This is a genomic window from Streptomyces sp. NPDC048473, from assembly GCF_043200155.1.
Lineage (GTDB): Bacteria > Actinomycetota > Actinomycetes > Streptomycetales > Streptomycetaceae > Streptomyces.
Genome location: NZ_JBICXE010000020.1, coordinates 100,732 through 120,397 on the forward strand (window position 1 = coordinate 100,732; position 19,666 = coordinate 120,397).

A 19,666-nucleotide genomic window follows, 5' to 3' on the forward strand; every position below is an offset into this window, starting at 1 on the left:
TCAGGGGCACCCGGCGATGCCCGGCAGCGATGCCCGGCGGGCAACGCCTTGGGGCGCTCAGGACACGCGTTCGGCCGCCGGGGCCCCGCTGTCCGGGCGCAGCATGATCGTGCGCGAGACGACGAACGTGATCGGGATGGCCGCCGCGGCCGCGACCAGCGGCGCGTACCGGCTGCTGAACCCGGCGAGGTCGACCAGCAGATAGACACCGCCGGTCGTGATGACGAAGTTGGCGGCGTTGGTGAGCGGGAAGAGCAGGAACTTCCGCCAGGTGGGGCGGGTGCGGTAGGTGAAGTAGGAGTTCAGGAAGAAGGAGCCGGTCATGCTCAGTGCGAAGGCGACCACATGGGCGGCGATGTACGGCAGCCAGGTCAGCAGGACGAGGTAGCAGCCGTAGTACGTGCCGGTGTTCACGACTCCCACGAGGGCGAATCGGACCATCTGTGCCTTGACCGTCATCGGCGTACGAACTCCTGGGGTTCCCGTATCGACTGCGGCGCCGCCCGGGTGTTCGTGGCCTTCACCAGGAAGTGCGGGCGCCGCTTCACCTCGTAGTAGATACGGCCGACGTACTCGCCGACCACCCCGACCATCACCATCTGGACCCCGGCGAGGGCGGTGACCACGACGAGCAGGGTGACATAGCCGGGGGTGTCGACCCCTCTCACCAGCGCGACACCGACGATCCACGCCGCATAGGCGAAGGCGACGGACAGCAGCAGCATGCCCAGATAGAGCGCGGCGCGCAGCGGTTTGTTGTTGAAGGAGAGAAGCCCGTCGAGACCGTAATTGAGAAGCTTTCCGAAGGTCCAGGCGGAACGGCCCTGTTCACGGACGGCATTCTCGTAACTGAATGTCGTGGTACGGAATCCCACCCAGGCGAAAAGGCCCTTGGAGAACCGGTTGTATTCGGTGAGTTCCAGTACGGCGTCGACGGTGCGGCGGGACAGCAGCCTGAAGTCGCCGACGCCGTCGACCAGTTCCACGTCCACCAGCCGGTTGATCAGCCAGTAGTAGGCGCGGGCGCTGACGGTGCGGGTGACACGGTCGCCCTTGCGGGTGCGGCGGGCGATCACCTGGTCGTAGCCGTCCGCGTGCTCCTTGAGCATCCGGCCCACGAGCTCCGGCGGGTGCTGGAGGTCGGCGTCCATGATGACGACCGCGTCGCCCTCGGCGTGCTGGAGGCCGGCCAGCATGGCGGCCTCCTTGCCGAAGTTGCGGCTGAAGGAGACATAGCGGGCCCGCGGATCGGCGGCGGCCAGCTCCTGGAGGATCACCAGGGTCCGGTCCGCGCTGCCGTCGTCGACGTACACCAGCTGGAATTCATGTCCCAGCCGGGTCATTTCGTCCGTGACTCGTTCATGGAAGCGTTCGAGGATCTCTTCCTCGTTGAAACAAGGCACCACCAGCGAGATCAGCACGGATGTACATCACCCCGTCCACGTGTCGGAATCCGATGCTTCATGTGGCCGTTGGGCGTCCATCAAGTGAACTGACCCATTTCGACCGGAATTTATACGTTCGAGGCTGGCATATTCCTGCGTATGCCGACTTTCCGTCCCCGCCTGCGTGCGGGCTCGCTCGCCGCACTGCTCACCGTCGCCGCCGTCTGTGCGGGTGACGCCTGGGCGCGCAGCTTTCCGTTCGGTCCGCACACCCGGAGCGTCAACGACCTGGGCAATCAGTTCGTCCCGTTCCACGCCCGGCTGTGGGACCTGCTGCACGGGAGCGCCGACGGCGGGGTGCTGCTCAACTGGTCGTCCGGGTACGGGACAAGCTTTCTGCCGGATCTCGGCACCTATCTGACCAGCCCGTTCGCCCTGCTCGTCGGGGTCTTTCCGCGCGACCGGATGGATCTCGCGGTCTATGTGGTGACGGTCCTGAAGATGGCGTCGGCCGCGGCGCTCATGGCCTTGTTGCTGCTGACGCTGCGCGGCGGGAGCTGGTGGGCGGCGGGGGTGCTCGGTGGTTCGTACGCGCTGTGCGGCTGGTCGGTCGTCGAGGCGTCGTACAACCCGATGTGGCTGGACGGTCTGGTCGCCCTGCCGGTGCTCTGTCTGGCCGCCGAGTGGGCCAGGGCGGGGCGGCACCGGATCGCCGCGCCGCTGCTCGTCGCGGTGATGTGGGCGGCCAACTTCTACACGGCCTACATGGCGACGCTCGGGGCCGCGCTGGTGCTTGCGGTGCGGCTCTTCACGGAGCGGGACGACCGGCGGGCGGTGGGCCGGGGGCTGGTGCGGGCGGTCTGCACGGTCGGGATCGGTATCGGTCTCTCCGCGCCCGTCCTGATTCCCGTCTACCTGGGGACGAAGCATGCCTACCCGGGCTGGGACCGGACGTTCGCGCCGGCCGCCTGGCCCGATGTGCTCGCGCGGCTGCTGCCCAACACGTACAGCTTCTTCACCCCGGCGCTCTTCCTCGGCACGGGCACCCTGCTCCTGGCCTGTGCGCTGGCGTTCCAGCGGTCCGTGCCGCGGCGCGAGCGGTGGGCGTGGGCGGGGCTGGTGGCGGGCGTCGCGCTGTCGTTGCAGTGGGGGCCGACGCATCTGCTCTGGCATGCGTTCGCCACGCCCAACGGCAGTCCGTACCGGCAGACGTTCGTGCTGGCCGGGCTGGTGGTGATCGCCGCCTGGATCTCGGTCTCGTACGACTGGCCGGGGTGGCGGGCGCTGCTCGGCGGGGGCGCGGTGCTGGTGCTGATCGCGGCCGGGGCGGGCTTCAGCGGTCTGGTCACGCGGTGGACGTATCCGCTGTTCGCAGCCGGTCTGGTGGCGGCAGCGGTCGCGCTGCTGCTGGTCGGCCGTGGCCGGAGGTTCGCGGTGCTCGCCGCCGTGCTGCTGATCGGCGCACAGGCCGGTCAGGCCGCCGCGACCACCGCGTTCGCCGACCGGCAGAAGCTGTACCGGCTCGACCACTACGCGCCCTGGGGCGAGCGGCAGCGGATACAGGCGGCGGCGGTCGCGGGCGCCGATGGCTGGCCGCGCTATCGCACCGACCCCGGCCGGGAGCAGACCACCGCGAACGATCCGCTTCTGGTGGGCGGGCAGGGCGCCGCGTACTACAGCAGCCATACGCCGGCCGTGCTGACCCGCACACTGCGTGCGCTGGGCGGCGGGTGGACGTCGGGCGGCCGGGCCGTGCAGAGCCTCGACAACCCCGTCACGGACGCGATCTTCTCGGTCGGCGCTCGGGTGCGCGGGCCGCGCGATCCTCACCAGACGTGGAACGCCCCGGACGACCGGCCGGTGACGGTGAGCCGTGAGGAGGCACCGCCGCTGGTGACGGTACGGCGGTCGGTCGGGCCCGTTGCGTTCGGCCGGTCGCCGTTCCGCAACCAGGAGGAGCTGCTCGGTTCGACGGTCTATACGGTGCCGTCGACGGTGCTGCGCGCGGCTGGGGGTGGCGCGGTGGCGGACCGGGGTGCGTACGACTACCGGGTGGGACGCGGTACGTACACGCTGACCGCCCACTGTCCGGCCGCCTCGGAGGCGTATCTGTGGACGCCCGACCTGTTCGGCTCGGCGCGGCTCGGTGCGGGCCCGGAGATCGGACTCAAGGGGCAGCTCCCGGCCCGGCGCGCCCCGGTGGAGCGCCTGGGGACGGCGGGCGGGAGCGCGCCGGTGGTGGTCACGCTGACCTCCGTACGCGAAGGAACCGTGCCGCACGAGGCGATCGGCTGCCTGGACCGGGCCCGGCTGGCCTCGGCGGTCGACGGGCTGAAGCGCACGGGTGCGACCGCCGTCCATGTCACCGCCGACGGTATACGGGCCGAACTGCCGCCCGGCAGCACCGGAACGGTCGTGATCGCCGCGCCCCGCATCGCGGGCTGGAGCTGCCAGGGGCGCCCTGCCGGCAGCTACCTGGGCCTGGTCTCCGCACCGGTCCCCGCCAACGGCACCTCCGTCGACTGCACGTTCCGGCCCCCCGGCCTGCGGGCGGGTGCGACGGTGGGCGCGGGCGCGGGCGCCGTGCTCGCGCTCGGCGGGGCGGCGCTCGCGTACCGGCGGCGGGGGGACCGGGACCGGGCGGAGAGGACCTAGCTAGCTGCCCACGATCGCGACCGGGGCGTCCCAGGCGTTCCGGTCGATCGTGAGCGTGCCCCCGGTGTGCGTCACCTTCTTGTTGACGGCGTACTGGTGGCCACGGCGGTGCCCGGTGTACAGCGTCGAGGCGTACGGGAAGCCCGTGGTAGTGGAGTACACGTCGTCGTAGCGGGCGTACCAGAGGATCTCCGGCAGGTCCGTGCGGTTCGTGGCGTTGGCCACGACGGCGGCGCTGGAGTTGCTGAAGCCGTAGAAGCCGGACCAGTACCCCTTGGCCTTGACCGTCTTGTCGAACGACCGGATGTAGGCGAGCACCGTGTTCACGCAGGAGGTGTTCTTCGGGTCGAAGTACTCCATGTCGAGGTAGACCGGGCTGCCCGGCTTCATGCCGAGCGCGGCCTCCTTCGCCACGGCGTCGTTGGCGTCGGTGACGGCCAGCGAGGTGGCGTTGGCGGCGGTCATCTTCTCGGGGTTGGCGCTCGTCTGGCACGGCGGCTGCGCGCCGACGTACAGCGGGACCAGCTTCCATCCGGTGGCGCTGACGGACTTCACCCAGGAGGCGGTGAGGTTGGGCTGTGCGCAGCCGCGGTTCTTCCCGCCGACATACACGGCGGCACCGTGGTAGACGGAGGAGCTGTACCAGCCCTTCATGGTGGTCAGCGAGGGTGCGGTGCAGGTGTCGAAGACATGCCCCGTGTAGATCTTCGGCGCGGGCCTGGAGACCGTGGTGGCGGTTGCGGCCTCGGCGGCGAACGCGCCACCGGCGAGAACGGCCACGCCTGCCACGGCCATGGAGATGCGGCGGCGCTTCTTGGATATGCGGTGAGAAGGCACAGAGACCTCGACAGTGCTCGAAAGAAGTGAGAGGCCGACGGGGCAGGCGAGTTGTCAGCCGCCCCGGCGGCAGATCACAGTCTCACGTCGCAGTCGGCCTTCGCCCCCGACTGCGGTCTCCGTGGCAATCCATTGCGGAAGCTTGGCGTGTCCATTACCTCGCTGCTCGCCTCGTCGCGACCATCAACGGCTCCACCGCTCCCTCAGCCGCCGTGTACCTCCACCTGGCGGTCGAGGCGGCGGCGCAGCTCCACCGGCAGCGGATGGTGCGGTCCGTACGCCCGCTCCGTGTCGTACAGCAGCCCCTGCAGCTGTACGCGCGCCGCCACATGGTCGCCGACCGCGAGCAGCAGGTGCCCGATCCGGTTGCGGATCTCGAAGGAGCGGGCCGGGTCGTTGCCCGTGGCGTGGTGGTTCTCGTAGTACGGGAGAACCGCGCGGTACTCCGCGAGCGCGGCGGCCGGTTCGCCGAGCTGCTCCAGGCACTGGGCCGCGTCGTAGCGGAACTGGAGGGTCTGCGCGTCGGCCGGGCCTGCCTCCGCCGCGCGGTCGTCGGCGAGGCGGCGCAGTTCGGGCAGGGCGCGGCGGTACTGGCCGTCGTCCATCAGCGTCGCCGCGTACTGCTTGCGCAGGATGCGGACCACGGCGGAGTCCTCACCGTGCTGTTCGGCCGCGGCCGGGAGGATGGAGCCGAGGATGTCCACGGCCTGGGTGATGCGGCCCTCGCCGAGCAGCTTCTTGACGTCGTCGACGGCGGCGGCGACATCGGGCCGGTTGGCCGCCGGGGAGGGCGGGGCCGGAGGCGGGGGCGGGGTGGTGGCGCGGTCGGGCCACGGGGCGTGCGGGCGCAGGAAGGGGCGGGTCGGGTCGAGCGGTCCTGTGGGGAGCCCGGCGCCCCGGGTGGGGAGCAGCGGGGCGAGGTGTTCGTACACCTCCTGGGCGCCGGACGGGCGGTGCTGCGGGTCCTTGGCCAGCAGCCGCAGCACCAGCGCTTCGAGCGGCTCGGGGATGTCGGGCCGGATCCGGCGGACCGGGAGCGGTGGCTCGTAGAGGTGGCGGTGCAGCACACCGAGGGCGGTCGATCCCGCGAACGGCACGTCGCCGCTGAGTAGTTCATGGAGGAGCACGCCGAGTGCGTACAGATCGGTGTACGGGCCGACGGCGCCGCCCATCGCCTGCTCGGGGGCCATGTAGGCCGGGGAGCCGATCGGCGAACCGGTGTGGGTGAGACGGGTGGTGTCGGTGTCCAGCACGGAGGCGACGCCCAGGTCGAGGACGGTGACGGTGCCGTCCGGACGCACCATCACATTGCGGGGCTTGAGGTCGCGGTGGACGATCGGCACCGCGTGCACGGCACAGAGGACGGCGCAGAGCTGGGCGGCGACCGCGACGGACCACTGCCAGGGGTACGGGTCGTGCTCGGCGAGATGGTCGGCGAGGTCGGCGCCCTCGACGTACTGCATGACGAGGTACAGGTCGTCGCCGTCGCTGCCCGCGTCGTGGACGGTGACCAGGCCCGGGTGGTCGACCTGGGCGGTGACCCGGCACTCGCGGACGAAGCGGCGACGCAGCTCGTCCGCGGCCTCGCTGCCGATGGGGCCGGTGACCCGGTCGGGGCGGAGCAGCTTCACCGCGACCCGGCGGTCCAGGCGCTGGTCGTAGGCCGTCCAGACCTGGCCCATGCCGCCCTGGCCGAGGATGGTCGCCAGCTGGTACCGCCCGCCGATGAGGCGTCCGCTCACCGTCCCTCCTCCTTGCGGAGGTAGTCGCTCAACTCATCGAGTTCGGCGCGAACCTGGTCGATGCGCTGGGGCTGGGTCTGGGGCTGGGGCTGGGGCTGCGGGTGCGGGTGCGGCTGGGGTGAGGGGTGTGGTTGGGGCTGCTGGTATTGCTGCGGTAGTGCGGCAGGCGGCTGCATCGACTGCCCTGCCTGCATCGGCTGACGCAGTGGCGGCTGTTGTACGGGCATGGGCGCGGAGGCGGGCACGTGCACCGGCACCGTGGGCGCGTATCCATACCCTGGCGCCGAAGGCGCGTACCCGCCCATGAGGTTCCGCTTCGTGAGCTGTTCGTAGTGACGGATGTCCCCGACCAGGTAGTACGCGGGAGCGGCCACCATCACCAGCAACAGCAGCGGTATGAGGACGTTGTCGATGCCTGCGGGCTCGTCGTTGCCGTCCCTGCCGAGGATCGGCAGGAGTACACAGACGAACACGAAACCGGCCCCGGTAAGCCACCAGTCGGACGTCCGGCGGCGCACGATCGCGAGACGGAGCAGCGGGCTCCACAGCAGCAGTCCGAGCGAGCACACCGAGAGCACGATGAACAGCACACGCATCGAGACGATCCAGGCCCTGCTGGGAACCCGGCGCGGCGGCGTCGGCGGATGACCCGGGGCGTACATGGCTGCTCCTGGAGACCTGGTCGTTGAACGTCCGCGCACACGCTCCGTGTGCACAGATCCGAGCGTAAAGGGCGACACCGACAACGGGCCCCGGGTTGTACGGAACCGTTGTGGTTCAGCTCACTTCGGCGTGACCGTGCCGTCCGTCAGCCCGTCGTACATCCCCTGGACCAGCTGTCCGCCGAGCCGGCCGGCCAGCCGCAGCGCGTCCTCGAACTCGGCCAGGGCGCGGAACCGTTCCCCGTACCGCTGCTGCTCCGCCGGCGGCAGCCGGGGCAGTTGGAGGCGGCGGGCGTCCAGCCGGGTGGCGGTGGAGGCGTAGCTGCTGGCCTGGCGGTTGTTGGCGGTGCCGCGCAGGAAGCCGGCAAGGAACCAGGGGTCGAGGGCGGCCGGATCGGGGCGCAGCAGCTGGAGGTTGCGGCCCAGTGCGGCGCCCGCGGTGGCGTCGTCGATGACGCGGGCGACGGAGCCGCCGCCGAGTACGGGGACGACGACATCGCCCGGTTCGACGAGGACCGGCTCCTCGGGGGGCCCGTCGGCGGGGAGGCTTCCCGAAGGGGCGGTGGAGCCAAGGACGTCGTGTTCCGTGAGGACGGGGGTCGGGCCGGTGCCGGAGCCGCCGGTGCGGAGCTGGAGTGCGCCGGCGCGGGCGAGTTCGCCGACGGTGGTGAGCGGCCAGTGGGCCGGGTCGGAGAGGGTCACGGCCGGCGGGGTGAGGGTGCCGGTGAGACCGAGCGTCTCGGTGAGCCGTTCCCGTACGCGGATCAGTTCGGCCGGTCCGCCCACGGCTGCCGGGGGCGGCAGATGGCGGGCGGGGGCCAGGTCCACGTCGTCGTCGAGGAGTTCGATGACGGGGACGGCGCGGCTGACGCCCGGGCGGGCCCCGAGCGGATGGCCGGGGTCGGTCCGGTCCGCCCGGCCGGGCCTGCCTGTACCCGTGCCTGCGCCCTCGCCCTCGCCCTCGCCCTCGAACGACTGCCAGGCGTCGAGCACGGCGCTGCGCACCGCCTGCCAGTCGAGCCGGTCGCGCCCGCCCGACGGGGCGGCGGCCGCCGGGCCCGACGAGGGGGATTCTGCGGGTTCGGCGGTGTCGACCAGCAACAGTTCGGGCGAGGGATGCAGGCCGCTGCCCGGCTTGCGCAGCACCCAGAGGTGGAGCGGGATGCCGTACGGGGGTGCGGCGCCGGCGGGGAGCGCGATGACGGCGCGCAGGGCTCCGCGGCGCAGCAGATCGGCGCGGATCCGGCGGCCGGAACGGCGCGAAGCGGCGGCCGGGGGCATCAGCAGTACGGCGGTGCCGCCCTCGCGCAGATGGGTCAGGGCGTGCTGGACCCAGGCCAGTTCGGACTCGGTACGGGCCGGGAAGCCGTACTCCCAGCGCGGGTCGTAGGCGAGCTCGTCGTGGCCCCAGTTGCGTTCGTTGAACGGCGGGTGGCAGAGCACGGCATCGGCGGCGAGCTGCGGGAAGGCGTCGGCGCGCAGGGTGTCGCCGGTCCGTACCGCGAGGGCGCAGCTGTTGTCGGTGTCGGTGTGCAGGGCGAGCCTCAGTGCGGTGAGCGCGGCGAGGTCGGGGTCGGTCTCCTGTGCGTACAGGGCGGTCGGGCGGCCGACGGCACGCAGCAGGGCGCCGGTGCCCGCGGCGGGGTCGAGGACCGTGCGGGCGGGCTGTTTCCCGGTCTCCACCAGGGCGGCCATCAGTTCGGCGAGTCCGGGCGGGGTGAGTGTGTACTGGCGCGGGTTGGCATCCAGTTGGCGGCCGAGCAGGAACTCGAAGGTCTGCCGGGCCCCGGTCTCGGCGGCGAGTTCCGCGGCGCCGCGGAGCAGCGGAATGGACGGAAGCAGTTCCGCGCGGCCGGGGGTGTGAACAGCCCGTCCGGCTTCCGCGGCCGGCCCAAAGCGGGCGGCGAGCACGTCGTTGAGGGCGAGGGACAGCACCCCGGCCATCCGCTCGTCCGACACGGCGGTGATCTCCGGCCAGGCGGTGGGGCTGTTCCGCAGGAGCAGCAGGGCGCAGCCCGCGTGGACCAGGGCGGGGACCGCACCGGCCGGGTGTCCTGCGAGCTGCTGCCAGACCCGTTCACGGAGTGGGACCTCGGCGAGTTTCCCCTGGTCGCGCAGCCACTGCTCGACCTCGGGCAGCGCAAAGGACGGGCTCGTCTCGGTGCCGCCGACGGGCTTGGGGAAATCGGCGTGGCGACGGCGCCAATTGCTGACGGCCGCGCGCCCCACGCCCGCGAGCCGTGCGATCCCGGCCGCGGTCACCTCTGTCGAGTTCTCCGGCACTGACTGTCTCCCTGGTCCTGGCACTCGCCTTGTGCGGTGTCGGCGAGCATACCGACACCGTTCACGCGACATCGATTCACAGCGTGCATCAACCCGTCCATCGTGAACCGTGTTGACTCGGTTCACAAGCTCTGCTGTTATTGACCTGTCGCTACACGAGAGCGACGCACGGAACCGCTCACCACCCATCTCTGCATTTGCCGGAGGGCACAGCCATGTCCCAGTTCACACAGCCGCCGCAGTCCCCGCAGCCGTACGCCCCCGCCCAGACGCCGGGCATGCGCCCGGCCCGCAACGGACTGGGCATCGCCGCTCTCGTCCTGGGTGTCATCGGCGCCGTCTCGGGCCTGATCCCGTTCCTGTTCTGGCTGGCGGGCATCCTCGGCGTCATCGCCCTGATCCTGGGCCTGGCCGGCCGGGGCCGGGCCAAGCGTGGCGAGGCCACCAACAAGGGCATGGCGACCTTCGGCGCCGTCCTCGGCCTGATCTCGCTGATCCTCGCGGTGGTGGGCGCGGTGATCACGTTCAAGGCCGTGGACGATGCGGTGAACGACCTCAACAAGGCGGTGTCGGACACCACGGCCTCCGCGAAGCCGAAGCCCGGCAGCGACAGTTCCGCCAAGAACGAGGGCGCGGACAAGAAGAAGGACACCGGCAAGGCGCTGGAGGCCGGTGACTCGGCCGTGTACGACGACGATCTGACGGTCACGGTCGGCGACGCCACGTCGTACACCCCGGACACGTACGCCGCCGGACACACCAAGGGCAACAAGGCCTACCGGGTCGCCGTCGTCATCGAGAACGCGGGCAAGGAGAAGTTCGACTCCGCGCTCGTGAACGTCACGGCCCGCGCCGGCCAGGACGGTGTGGACGCCGAGCAGATCTTCGACGGCAAGGTCGGCAAGGGCTTCAGCGGCACGGTCCTGCCGGGCAAGAAGGTCACGGTCCAGTTCGCCTTCGACGCCCCCGCGGACGCCAAGAACCTGACCGTCGAGGTCAACCCCGGGTTTACGTACGACGCCACCCAGTGGGACCTGAAGCTCTGACCTTCCCCCTCGACCGGAGCCGACCACCATGCGCCCACTCGTCCGCACCGCGGCAGCCGCTCTCTGCACCGCGACAGCACTCGGCCTCACGGCGGCCTGTGACACGCTCTTCGACGATGCACGAAGCGCCGCTCCCTATGCACGGCTGACCGGCCCCGAGGTCGTCAACAAGGCCCTCGCGGCGACCCGGGGCGCCAAGTCGGTACGTATGACGGTGGAGACAACCTCCCCCGAGGGCCCGGTCGAGGCGTACGTCGCCACGGACATCAGGGGCGAGTGCACGGTCACGCTGTCCATGGGCGCGGCGGGCACCATGGAGCTGGTGCGGACGGGCGGCACGGTCTACACCCAGTCCGACGCCGCGATGCTGCGGGCGGTCACCGCTCCGGACGACCCGCACCGGAACACCGCCGCCGACATCAAGAGGCTCACGGGCCGCTGGGTGAAGCCGCCCGCCGGAGACCGGCACACGAAGCCGGCCCTGCGCTACTGCGACCGGGAGGTGCTCCTCGGCCTCCTAGCGCCGAAGAGCGGAACGGCCCGCAAGGGAGAGACGGCGACGCTCGACTCCGGCGTACGTACCCTGACCGTCACCGGCAGGGCAGACGACGGGAAGTGGACGGCAAATGTCGCGACGGACGGCAGGCCGTATCTGATGAAGCTGCATTTCCCGCAGGGCGGAGCAGGACGCAACACCGGCCCCGTAACGGTCGAGTTCTCCGCCTTCGACAAGCCGTTCACGGCAAGAAAGCCAAAGATCTGAAGCACCCGAAGCAGACGACAGGACAACGGAACCCGCCCCACCCCGGGGCGGGTTCCGTCCGCGGATTCACCCGCCGCACTGCTCCAGCATGGCCTTCTTGTCGGCGGTGGTGACGGGAAGTCCGTACTTCAGGGACACCTGCGCGAACCGCACCGCGTACGAACAGCGGACCGGCTTGTACGGCGGCAGCCAGGACGCGGGCCCCGAGTCCCGCTTGGCGTTGTTGGCCGGGCCGTCCACCGGGATGAGGTTGAGCGGGTCGTTGGCGATCTGCTGCCGCTTGGCCTCGTTCCAGCGCGCGGCGCCCATCTGCCAGTCGTACGACAGGGGCATGACGTGGTCGATCTGGACCTTGGTGGCCTGCTGCTTGCGCCAGTCGATGACCGAGCCGGTGTACGGGTCCTTGAGAGTCATCGACACGACCACACAGTCCGAACCGGAACGGAACTTCACGTCCTTGCCATCCCTGGCGAGGAGGTCATTACGGGTTATCTCTACCTCCTTCCCGAGTGCGATGCACATGAGGCACAGCCATAACCCCTTTCTGTCCCTCGCCGTTATCAGTCATGCCATGAGGCACATGAGTGACACCGGAGACAGGAAGCAGATCCCTTGACGTTACGTACAGAGAAGGCCGTCTCGCCTACCACCGGAGAGATCACCTGGCTCCTGGTCGACGAGGAGACCTACACGCCTCATCCCGAGGCCCGCGAGTTCTCCCTGTATCTACGCGGAGCCGGGCGGTCACCGCAGACACAGCGCGCGTACGTCCCCAGAATCGGTCGCTTCCTCAATTGGTGTGCAGAGCGGGGCACCGAATGGAAGACCGTCCGGCTCGGGGACATGAGCCTGTTCAAGTTCCACGTCGAGCGGACACCGACCCAGTACGGGCGGCCTCCGTCCGGCAAGACGGTCAACGCCACGCTCACTGCGGTGTGCGAGTTCCTCCGCTTCTGCGCCGTCCAGGGGCACGTGGATCACGAAATCGCCGCGCGTCTCAGCGAGCCGCGCTTCCTCGCACACGCCCCGGCCGGCTTCGATCCCGGCGAGGGCGGCCAGCACCTGATGGTCAAAACCCGCGTCCTGAAGGCGCCGGAGATCGAGCGGGCACCACAGACGCTCACCGGCGCCCAGACGAAACAGGTCCTCGACGCCGCTCGCACCGCGCGTGACCGGCTGCTGCTGACCGTCCTGGTGGAAGCGGGCCTTCGCATCGGCGAGGCGCTCGGACTGCGGCGTGAAGACATGCATCTGCTCCCCGACTCCACACACCTCGGCTGCCGGACCGGCGGTGCGCACCTGCATGTCAGGCCCCGTCAGGACAACGTCAACGGGGCGCGGGCCAAGGCCGGGCGCCCTCGCATGGTTCCGCTCACACCGGAAGTGGTGCACCGATACCGCGATCACCTCGCCGAGCGTGAACAGGTAGTCGACTCCGCCGACTGTGACTACGTCTTCCTCAACCTCGTCGGCGTCCACGCGGGGCGTCCGCTCTCGTACTCCAATACCAAGCAAGTGATTGAACGGATCGGGAGGCGCTGCGGTCTGACCGCCCGGCCGCACATGATGCGGCACACAGCCGCCACCCGCTGGATCCGCAACGGGGTCACCCCGGACGTCGTACAGACCCTCCTGGGGCACGCCTCCTCGGCTAGCACGGCCGTGTACCTGCACGCCCAGGACGAGGATCTCCGCGCAGCCGTCGCGGCCGTCGAAGGTCTCGCGCCGGAGCTACTGCGATGACCATCGTGCTCCTCCGATCCACTGCCGTTCCCCCCGTCCCCGTTGATCCTGAGTGGCCGTCGTGGCTCGCGGCACGTCTCCCCTCGGGCTGGCGCACAGATGAATGGGACCCCGTTCAGGCACTGTTCACTGCCGATCCCGGCAACCCGACAACCAGCGTGTTCATCTGCTCCGTGGTCGCCTGTGCCACTCATGTGGCGAGCAACGGATCCCGCTGCGACGCCTGTCGGAAAGCCCGGTATCTCCTGGGGAACCCCGCGGACTTCGACACCACGCACACCCCAGACCTGTCCCGCCGCAGGCCCAACACCTCCGGGTCGAGGCCGGGCGTCTCCCAGTTCTCGCTCGCGGATGTGAGCCCTGCGGTCCGCCAGGAGCTCCTGTACGGGCTCCAGCAGCGCGACGACGCCGGGATCAGCCTGATCCCCCAGCGGGTACGCCGCATTCTGGCCGGCCTCCCCGCCGGACTCGGCTCTCTCCTCGACCTGGACGCCTCCTTCCCCTCCGGGCTTCCGGCTGCGACCGCCGGTGTCCTGAACGGTGTTCTCCTGCACGTCCGCCGCGCACGCGTCGAGTTCGAGGGCACCGATCCGACCTCGGGCGACGTATGGGAGTGCGCCCTCATCGGGCTGACGGCAGGGCGCGGTCGCAAGTACGCCGCTGTCCACGGCGACATCGACTTCCGCCCGGTACGGCAGCGTTGGCTGCGGGAACTGGTCAAGGAGTACGGCCGCACGGCACGCCCCAACGTCATGGATCTACGGCAGACCGTTTACGCGGCGACCATCGCGTCCTCCGCGCTGGCAGGCCGCCCCCACGGGAATGAGCCGGGGCTTCTCGCCATGGCTGACATGAACGCCGTAGTGGACATGTTCCGAATCACCAAGCGTCCCGAGGACGGTCACGACTACTCCACCAGCCACCGCAGAGCCCTGCTCCGCCACTGGCGCACGTTCCTGGAATACGCCCGTCAGGCCGGGATGATGGACCATGTGCCCGGCGGATTCGCGCTCAACCCCCGCTTCCACAGCATCGCCGCCGTGGAAGTGACCGAGGACGATCTCAGCCGCGCGATCCCCGAGCACGTCATCGCCCAGCTCGACGTGCACCTCGGTCTGCTGGGCACCTCGACGGGATACGCGAGCGGCGGCTGGACGGCCGCCGACTTCGCGCGGATGTACCAGGTGGTCTACGCGGTCCTCCGGGACACCGGCCGACGTCCGGGCGAGGTCACCAGCCTGCACCGCGACTGCTTGGAGCGGGTCGACGGCAAACCGACGCTGATCTACGACAACCACAAACGGCGACGCCACGGCCGTCGGCTGCCGATCTCGGAGAGCACCGCCCAGTTGGTCGAAACCTGGCAGAAAGAGCTCGATGCGCTACCGGCCGTGCCAGCCTGCGCCCAGTGGCTTTTTCCCTCACCGGGACAGCGCAACCGTCCACGCCGCGGGCATCTGAACACTTCGCATTTCTGCAACCGGATCTTCCGGAACTGGGTCGACGAGCTGATCCCTGACCTTGTGGACGACCGGCTCGACGAGGACGGCACCCCGCGCGCCTACGACCGGACCCGGGTCGTCCCGTACGGCTTCCGGCACGCGTACGCCCAGCGCCATGCGGACGCGGGCACCCGCCCGGACGTCCTGCGGGAACTCATGGACCACCGTTCGCTGGACGTGACCATGGGCTACTACAAGGTCTCCCTCAGCCGAAAGCAGGAGGCCGTGCGCACGGTCGCGGCACTCGCCGTCGACCGGCACGGAGCAGCCCGCGGATTCGGCGATCCCCTCGCCTACGAGGTGGAAAGCGTCGGGGTTCCCTACGGCGGCTGCACCGAGCCGAGCAACGTCAAGGCCGGCGGCGGGCACTGCCGCATCCGCTTCCAGTGCGCCGGATGCGACTTCTACCGACCTGATCCCTCCTACCTCCCCGCCCTGGAACAGCAGATCGCGGACCTGCGGGCCGACAAGGAAGCCGCCCTGGCGATGGAGGCCGCCGACTGGGTCGTGCGCAATCTCGACGACCAGATCCGCGCCTACTCGAAGTCGGCCGACGAGATGCGACGAAAGCTCGACGCGCTGCCCGCCGAGGAGCGGGCCGCCGTCGAATCCGCCTCACGCGAGCTGCGCAAGGCACGTTCGGCAGCGGCCTTCATCCCTCTGCAGGCGCTGACGACACGGAGCTCCGAATGAAAATCCCTGCTGCTTCCAGCGGCAACGACCGGAACGCCCGGGTCGAGCGCCTGCGCGTCAGCCGTGCCAAGGACAGCGAAGACAAGACCAGGCGTGCACTGGACGCCGTGGACGGCCTTCTCCGCTCGGGACGACGGATCACCGTCACCCAAGTGGCACGGGAAGCCTCGGTGTCCACGTGGTTCGTCTACAACCAGCCTCAGGTGCACCAGGCCGTTCAGGACGGCATCACCGCCCAGCGAGCGCGGGGGCGCCAGAACTCGCTCATTCCGGAGGCATCTCAGGTGTCTCAGGCCGGGTTGCGGACGGATCTTGCGCTGGCCCGCGAAGAGATCAAGGACCTCAAGAAGGAGCGCGATCGGCTCCGTAACCGGGTCAGGCTGTCTCTCGGCGCCGAGTTGGAGGGCGTGAACCGGAATGAGCTGATCGAGCGGGTACAGCAGATCGAGCAGCGGAATACCGCGCTGGAGCAAGCGTTGTCAGAGGCCAGGGATCAGATCGCCGCCCTGGAGGGCCAACTGCGTGAGGCGGAGGACGACCTCACCGCCGCGCGAGCCAGTCTTCGCCGTGCCATGCGGTCCGTTCCGGCCCCGTAGCCCGCGCTCTACTGCCGCCCGCGGCTGTCCGGCTTGAGTGTCGTCTGCCGGACAGCCGTGAGAGGCGGAGTCAGAATGGGGGATCGTTGAAGAGCGAGCCGGTCCAGACAGGTGAGACCGGCTCGGAATCGCGCTGCTGAAGGAGTACGACGGCGTCGTCGACGCGACCCAGGTCGATGAGGTGGCCGGCAAGGTCGTTGCTGTTCGCAGGGGCGTGCTGTTCGAGAACGGCAACAGCCTCCTCGGTGCGTCCGGCGCCGGCGAGCAGCTCAGCGATGTGCGGCGCCGCGTACGAGGTGGCGCCCTCGGGGTGGGAGCGGGCCCGTGCGATCGCTTCGTCGACGCCGTCGCGGGCGGCGATCAGCGGCAGCCGTATCCAGTACAGGTCCCAGTGCTCCTCGCCCCCGCGGGGGGCGGCGAGGGCGTCGAGGTGCGCCAGGCCATCCTCGGGGCGGCCCTGGTCGAGGCACAGGTCGGACAGAGTGTGGAGGATCCAGTCGTCCCCATTGTGGGCATCGGCCTGAACACGCATCACATCGATCGCTTCGTTCCCCCGACCGTGCCGTGCCAGGAGCTGCGCCAGTTGCACCGCGCCGTGGCACTGGTGGGCCTGTGAGTCGCCCGACTGCCGGTACACGGCGATCGCGCCTTCCACGTCACCGCGCTCCTCCAGCACCTCGGCCAGGCGCCGCGCGGCAAGGTACTCGGTCAGCGCGTACGCACGCAGTTCCTCGATCCGATCGTGTCTCGCCAGCAGGTCGGCCAGCTGATCTCGGTTGTTGACGGAGGTGATGTGCCGAGTGTGCAGCAGGGCGATCGCTTCGTCGATGCGGCCCTGGCGTTCACGGATGGTGGCAAGCAGCCCGATTGCGTTGTCGGGGTCGAGACCGCGGCAGCACCATGGGCTGTCACACCGGTGCTGGGCCGGGATCCGGGCAGCAAGCAGCGCGGCGATGTCTTCGTCCCGGCCTGCCCCTTCGGAGATGTCGACCAGAGCGGTGGCAAGAAGCCGGTCCTCGATCCCGGCGCTCAGCCGAGTGACCGCCTCGTCCGTACGCCCGTGCCGGGCCAGCAGGCGCGCGAAAAACTCCAGCGGGAGCCCTCCCGTGCTCGCGTACGGGCGGGCCAGCGCGATCGCCTCCTCTGCCCGCCCCCAGCTCTCCAGCAGTTCCGCCTGGGTCCGGGCTGCCGGCCACCAGCCCGTGGCAACGTATGGAGCAAGCACCTCCAACGCCTCGGCTTGCCGACCCTGGTCACCGATCAGCCGCGCCCATGCCCGTGCGCAGAACCATTCCCCACAACGGGCCTGGACCTCCACCTCCTCACCGTGGCCGAGCTCAAGAAGCCGGGAGACCAGGAGAGGAGGAATGCAGCCGGACAATGTCCGGGCCTGATGGTCGAGATCGGCAGCGTCCATGACTGCGCACCTTAGCCACCGCGTCCGACATCGCCCCCTGCAGCCCCTGGCCGGGACGGTCATCGGGATGCTGTCAGCCTTGGCACTGCTTCAACATCGTCGCCCTATCCGCCGTCGTCACCGCGAGGTCGTACTTGAGGGCCACCTGTGCGAAGCGGACCGCGTACGAGCAGCGGATCGTCTTGTTCGGCGGCAGCCAGGACGCGGGCCCCGAGTCCCGCTTCGCCGAGTTGGCGCGCCCTTCGACGGGAAGCAAATTGAGCACGTCGTTCGCCAGTTGCTTGCGCTTGCTCTCCGGCCATCGGGCGGCGCCCATCTGCCAGCTGTAGGACAGCGGGACCACGTGGTCTATCTGCACCTCGGTGGCCTTCGCCTTCTTCCAGGCGATGTCCTTGCCGGTGTAGGGGTCGTACAAGTCCATCGAAACGACCACGCAGTCGGAACCAGCTCGGAACTGGACGTTCCGACCGTGGAGTTTCAGCAAGTCGTTGCGCGTGTCACAACCATTCCTCGCCAGCGGTACCCCGTCCGCCGTATCCATCCACGCATAGCCGTACTCGTCCCGGTCGTAGCCCGTCTTCGGCCCACGGCCCTTCGTGGTGAGCTCTTCGATGGTCTTGCGCGCCTTGGACTTGTCCGCCTCCGATGTGAGGGCGGCGAGCCCCGGCTTCGTCCCGTCGGGATTCGTCAGTGGGCTCACCGCTCGCCCGGCAGCGGCGTCCGGTCCAGATCCTGCGGAGGTTCCACCCGGCTCCAGGTCGTCGCAGCCCGCGACAAGCACGGCGGCAACAGCGACCGTAAGCACGGCTTTCTTCCCGCGAGTCCGCAGGAGCCCGTGACCCATGTGCCTCTCACTATGCACAGCCGATCACACCCTGCATACGCTGCGAGAACAGCCCCATCACAGCGCGAACCATAGAGATAATACGGGTGTCGCAGCCGTTCCTCGCCAGCGGTATCCCGTCGATCGAGTCCTTCCACGCGTAACCGAACTTGTCGCGCGCGTACCCGGTCTTCGGCCCCCGCCCCTTCGTCGCCACCTTCTCGATGATCTTCCGGCCGGCCGCCTTGTCCGCCTCGGAGGTGAGCGGCGCGAGCCCCGGCTTCGTACCGTCGGCGTTGTCGAGCGGGCTGGCCCCGAGGCCAGTGACGGCCTGTCCGCCGCCCTCCGCCCCGCTGCCCTTCTGCCCGGTCCCGGAGGCCGCCTGCTCGGGGTCGCAGCCGGCCAGGGCCAGCACCGCCGCCACGCCGAGGGCGGGCAGCATCACTCGGTACGTGCGGGGAGATATCACTCGAAGCCGTCCTGACGGGGAGAAAGCCGAACTCGGGAATCGTACGGATGTCTTCCCCGCTGACGGGCGTTCATGAGTGCGCTTCCGTCAGGATGCGGCCGGAATCACACCGCTCGCCCTCTCACGCCTTCCCGATGCCCAGCGTCGTTTCGGACGGCAGCAGTCCGGAGCCGATCGCCGCCACCCAGAGCGGCCCCAGCAACTCGACGAGCCGCCCCCGCGCCTCCTCACCGAGCGCCCGCCACGGGGCGACGGCCGCCTCGTCCGTACGCCGCTCGACTTCGGTACGCAACGCACGCCCCGCCTCGGTCGCCGTACCGTCCTCCATCAACAGCCCACGCTTCACGAGCCGCTGACGAGCGGCCCGCCACTCCGCGTCGCCCCACCCCCGGCTCGCGAACACCTCCGGGCGCGCCGCGCCGATGGCCGCGAATGAGACCAGGGACTCGACGGGATCGAGCTCTGCATCGCCGAGCGCGGCAACATGCCCGTCCCCGCGATGCTCCCGCAGGATCGTCGCCGCCTGCCAGAGCACCAGATGCGGTTCGTCCGGCCAGGGCAGGACGGCGTTGGCCGCGGCGAGCGGCCGGCCGGCCACGTCTGCGGCCTCGGCGGCACGTCGCACAAGCGCGGCAGCCTCGGCAAGCTCCGGACCGGCAGCCTGCTCCCCCAGCAACGCCCGGTACACACGGTCGACCGCTCGGGTCCGGGCCGCGAGCACCACACCGGGAGAGGCGACGGACCAGGCAGCGGGGACGTACTCACGCACCATCCCCGGACTGAAGCTGTAGAAGGTGTCGACCACCCGGCCGGCACCGACCTCCCCGAGCGGCGCGGCGCGCCAGGCGAAGTAGCTCGGCCAGCGCTCATCGGTGCGGCAGCCGAGCGCGGCGGCCTCCTCGAATGCCTCCGGCGCGTAGTACAGAACAGCGTGCAGGGGTTCCAGGAGGTGCCACATCCGACGCACCCGGCCCAGCTCCTCGGACATGTCTCCGCCCTCCGCAGTGTCACGCATCTTGTCGCTGACTAGATGCCCAGAGTGCCCTTCGT

Annotated in this window: 15 protein-coding genes and 2 pseudogenes; 6 read left to right on the plus strand and 11 right to left on the minus strand. The window is 70.0% G+C overall.

Annotated features, from left to right (window positions below; translation table 11 throughout):
• Positions 1-57 precede the first annotated feature (57 nt).
• Positions 58-459, minus strand: a complete 402-nt coding sequence (locus ACGFU7_RS28105; RefSeq protein ID WP_393699294.1) for a GtrA family protein — start codon at positions 457-459, stop codon at positions 58-60.
• Positions 456-1,421 (minus strand): glycosyltransferase family 2 protein, encoded by a 966-nt coding sequence (locus ACGFU7_RS28110; RefSeq protein WP_393699296.1) that lies wholly within the window; start codon positions 1,419-1,421, stop codon positions 456-458. The genes ACGFU7_RS28105 and ACGFU7_RS28110 overlap by 4 nt, the downstream gene beginning before the upstream one ends.
• A gap of 123 nt (positions 1,422-1,544) precedes the next feature.
• Between ACGFU7_RS28110 and ACGFU7_RS28115 the strand changes: the two genes are divergently transcribed.
• Entirely contained in the window at positions 1,545-4,040 is a 2,496-nt protein-coding gene (locus ACGFU7_RS28115; protein WP_393699297.1) for a YfhO family protein, read from the plus strand.
• Here the strand turns inward: ACGFU7_RS28115 and ACGFU7_RS28120 are convergent, their stop codons facing one another.
• The 4 genes from ACGFU7_RS28120 to ACGFU7_RS28135 form a co-directional block, all read right to left on the minus strand.
• Entirely contained in the window at positions 4,041-4,877 is an 837-nt protein-coding gene (locus tag ACGFU7_RS28120) for a glycoside hydrolase domain-containing protein (RefSeq protein ID WP_393699299.1), read from the minus strand.
• A 203-nt stretch (positions 4,878-5,080) separates the two neighbouring features.
• The gene (locus ACGFU7_RS28125) at positions 5,081-6,619 is read right to left on the minus strand and encodes a protein kinase (protein WP_393699300.1); all 1,539 of its coding nucleotides are present in this window, start codon (positions 6,617-6,619) and stop codon (positions 5,081-5,083) included.
• Entirely contained in the window at positions 6,616-7,281 is a 666-nt protein-coding gene (locus ACGFU7_RS28130) for a hypothetical protein (RefSeq protein WP_393699302.1), read from the minus strand. Before ACGFU7_RS28130 ends, ACGFU7_RS28125 begins: the two co-directional genes overlap by 4 nt.
• Before the next feature lie 120 nt (positions 7,282-7,401).
• Positions 7,402-9,564: an N-6 DNA methylase gene (locus tag ACGFU7_RS28135; protein WP_393699303.1), complete on the minus strand. Its 2,163-nt coding sequence runs from the start codon at positions 9,562-9,564 to the stop codon at positions 7,402-7,404.
• A gap of 215 nt (positions 9,565-9,779) precedes the next feature.
• Between ACGFU7_RS28135 and ACGFU7_RS28140 the strand changes: the two genes are divergently transcribed.
• Both ACGFU7_RS28140 and ACGFU7_RS28145 read left to right on the plus strand, forming a co-directional pair.
• Positions 9,780-10,610: a DUF4190 domain-containing protein gene (locus tag ACGFU7_RS28140; protein WP_393699304.1), complete on the plus strand. Its 831-nt coding sequence runs from the start codon at positions 9,780-9,782 to the stop codon at positions 10,608-10,610.
• 28 nt (positions 10,611-10,638) lie between these two features.
• The gene (locus ACGFU7_RS28145; protein ID WP_393699306.1) at positions 10,639-11,373 is read left to right on the plus strand and encodes a hypothetical protein; all 735 of its coding nucleotides are present in this window, start codon (positions 10,639-10,641) and stop codon (positions 11,371-11,373) included.
• Between the two features lie 66 nt (positions 11,374-11,439).
• On the opposite strand, the pseudogene ACGFU7_RS28150 reads toward ACGFU7_RS28145, so the two are convergent.
• Positions 11,440-11,862, minus strand: a pseudogene (locus ACGFU7_RS28150) (HNH endonuclease family protein); the annotation flags it as partial.
• Positions 11,863-11,985: 123 nt separating this feature from the next.
• Between ACGFU7_RS28150 and ACGFU7_RS28155 the strand changes: the two are divergent.
• The 3 genes from ACGFU7_RS28155 (at position 11,986) to ACGFU7_RS28165 (ending at position 15,907) form a co-directional block, all read left to right on the plus strand.
• Positions 11,986-13,116 carry a tyrosine-type recombinase/integrase gene (locus ACGFU7_RS28155; protein WP_393699308.1) on the plus strand — a complete coding sequence of 377 codons (1,131 nt, stop codon included), beginning with the start codon at positions 11,986-11,988 and terminating at the stop codon, positions 13,114-13,116.
• Between the two features lie 158 nt (positions 13,117-13,274).
• A complete protein-coding gene (locus ACGFU7_RS28160) occupies positions 13,275-15,311 on the plus strand; it encodes a tyrosine-type recombinase/integrase (RefSeq protein WP_393699309.1) in 2,037 nt (678 codons plus the stop codon).
• A complete protein-coding gene (locus ACGFU7_RS28165) occupies positions 15,308-15,907 on the plus strand; it encodes a DUF6262 family protein (RefSeq protein WP_393699311.1) in 600 nt (199 codons plus the stop codon). Before ACGFU7_RS28160 ends, ACGFU7_RS28165 begins: the two co-directional genes overlap by 4 nt.
• Positions 15,908-15,977: 70 nt before the next feature.
• Here the strand turns inward: ACGFU7_RS28165 and ACGFU7_RS28170 are convergent, their stop codons facing one another.
• From ACGFU7_RS28170 to ACGFU7_RS28185, 4 genes and pseudogenes are all read right to left on the minus strand, one after another.
• Positions 15,978-17,324, minus strand: coding sequence for a tetratricopeptide repeat protein (locus tag ACGFU7_RS28170; protein WP_393699313.1), 1,347 nt, complete (start codon positions 17,322-17,324; stop codon positions 15,978-15,980).
• Between the two features lie 73 nt (positions 17,325-17,397).
• Positions 17,398-18,168, minus strand: coding sequence for an HNH endonuclease family protein (locus ACGFU7_RS28175; protein WP_393699314.1), 771 nt, complete (start codon positions 18,166-18,168; stop codon positions 17,398-17,400).
• A gap of 82 nt (positions 18,169-18,250) precedes the next feature.
• Positions 18,251-18,616: pseudogene (locus ACGFU7_RS28180) on the minus strand (HNH endonuclease); the annotation flags it as partial.
• Positions 18,617-18,737: 121 nt separating this feature from the next.
• The gene (locus tag ACGFU7_RS28185) at positions 18,738-19,604 is read right to left on the minus strand and encodes a hypothetical protein (protein WP_393699377.1); all 867 of its coding nucleotides are present in this window, start codon (positions 19,602-19,604) and stop codon (positions 18,738-18,740) included.
• Between the last annotated feature and the right edge of the window lie 62 nt (positions 19,605-19,666).

What these genes read in the sequence shown, in the direction of transcription:
- ACGFU7_RS28105 (WP_393699294.1), bottom strand. Translation starts at nt 459, where the DNA reads ATGACGGTCAAGGCACAGATGGTCCGATTCGCCCTCGTGGGAGTCGTG.
- ACGFU7_RS28115 (WP_393699297.1), top strand. Translation starts at nt 1,545, where the DNA reads ATGCCGACTTTCCGTCCCCGCCTGCGTGCGGGCTCGCTCGCCGCACTG.
- ACGFU7_RS28130 (WP_393699302.1), bottom strand. Translation starts at nt 7,281, where the DNA reads ATGTACGCCCCGGGTCATCCGCCGACGCCGCCGCGCCGGGTTCCCAGC.
- ACGFU7_RS28140 (WP_393699304.1), top strand. Translation starts at nt 9,780, where the DNA reads ATGTCCCAGTTCACACAGCCGCCGCAGTCCCCGCAGCCGTACGCCCCC.
- ACGFU7_RS28145 (WP_393699306.1), top strand. Translation starts at nt 10,639, where the DNA reads ATGCGCCCACTCGTCCGCACCGCGGCAGCCGCTCTCTGCACCGCGACA.
- ACGFU7_RS28165 (WP_393699311.1), top strand. Translation starts at nt 15,308, where the DNA reads ATGAAAATCCCTGCTGCTTCCAGCGGCAACGACCGGAACGCCCGGGTC.
- ACGFU7_RS28170 (WP_393699313.1), bottom strand. Translation starts at nt 17,324, where the DNA reads ATGGACGCTGCCGATCTCGACCATCAGGCCCGGACATTGTCCGGCTGC.
- ACGFU7_RS28175 (WP_393699314.1), bottom strand. Translation starts at nt 18,168, where the DNA reads ATGGGTCACGGGCTCCTGCGGACTCGCGGGAAGAAAGCCGTGCTTACG.
- ACGFU7_RS28185 (WP_393699377.1), bottom strand. Translation starts at nt 19,604, where the DNA reads ATGTCCGAGGAGCTGGGCCGGGTGCGTCGGATGTGGCACCTCCTGGAA.